At 23.7% G+C, this 1,602-nt stretch carries 1 protein-coding gene; it reads left to right on the top strand.

The annotated features are described in order from the left end of the window. Positions 1 to 1,602: hypothetical protein (locus tag KJQ99_RS09340; RefSeq protein ID WP_214150656.1), on the top strand; the 1,602-nt coding region annotated here is incomplete at both ends.

Here is a 1,602-nt window from a genome sequence, read left to right as displayed (position 1 = left end):
GCTTTAATTATCAATGAAAATGAAGTGATTTCAAATCAGATAATTACAAATGAAGATATAGATAATGAAGGCGTCATAAATAGTGATAAAAATCAATTTTCTGGTGTTTTTAATAATAATTTTGGTGCTACTTTAAGTGGTAATTTTTCTACTTTTAACGAGGTGTATAATGGTGGATTTTTTGAAGGCTCATTTCATAATATTCAAATGTTTGTTAATAATGGATATTTCTTAAGCACCAATACTACTACAAATCAAGAGTTTTTTAATCTATATGATGGAATGATAGAAGCTAATCATAATAATTTTTTTAATATGCAAAATTATGGCTTAATTTATGGAGATGATAATATTTTTTATGATTTTATTAACTTTCAAGAAGGCTGGATTTTTGGAGATAACAATACTTTTAATGGAGATGTTTTAAATGATACTGATGGGCTTATATCTGGAAATAATTTATCATTTAAATCAACTTTAGAAAATAATTCATATATTTTTATAGATAATAAAGCTAGTTTTAATGAAGTGATTAATAATGCTGTTATGGATGTAAATAATGCAGAATTTATTGGCGAAGTAATCAATAATGATACTATCAATGGGGATTTTTTAGAATTTAAAAATAATCTAAAAAATAATCAAAATAGCACTATTTCTGGAGAGAATTTAACTTTTGCAAATACTTATAATGATGGTATGATTTTAGGTGATATTACTACTTTTAATAAAGAATTAGATAATGATATTAATGGCTGGGTTATAGGAAATGATATTACCTTTAATGATAGGGTTATTAATAATGGCGATTTAGTAGGAAGCAATTTTAAGTTTAAAAATCAATTAGAAAATACTTTAAATGTAGATAGTATTTATTCTAGTTTTGAAAAGATAAATAATAGTGGATTTTTTACAAGTTATAAATCTACTTTTAATAATACCATTACTCAAAGCGATAATGCGTATTTTTATGCTAACGCATCTGCTATTAATGCTGATATTTTAGGTGGGGATATTGAGATTGCTTATAGTAATTTAGCTAATGAAGAATTAAAAGTAAAAAATGCGAAAATCAATAATTCTACAATTAATTCAAAAAATATGATTTTTGATAATTTGATTTTAAATTCTTCATCAATTTATGGTGGTTTTAGAGCTAAAACACTAGAAGCTAATAATAATAATTTTGTTCTTTATTTTAATGATGGTTTTAGTGGGGCTATTGTCGTTGATGAAGAGATAAAAGGCGTAAATAATGATATAAAAATTGTAAATTATCAAAATAATTTAGGATTTTTTCCTTTACTTTTAGCAAGGAGTAGTAAGGATTTAAGTAAAGATTTTGCTGTATATACTATAAAAGGCTTTAGTGTTTTTGGTTTTGATAAAGAAGTAATAGTAAAAAAAGAGCAAAATGGAGCTTTTTTGCTTGGGATAGGGGATTTTAACTCTTTAAATATTAGCGATATTAATGAATTATTTGATGATAAATATAAAAAGAATTTAGAAAATAATGCAATAAATAAAATTACAGCAAAAAATCCCGATATTGCAAAAATTGGTGTGGATAAAAAGCTAATTAATAATATAAAAAATAAATTC

It is taken from the genome of Campylobacter sp. 2018MI13, from assembly GCF_018501135.1.
Lineage (GTDB): Bacteria > Campylobacterota > Campylobacteria > Campylobacterales > Campylobacteraceae > Campylobacter_E.
Note: the sequence above shows the minus strand (reverse complement) of the source record. Positions and strands in the feature narration are given on the sequence as shown.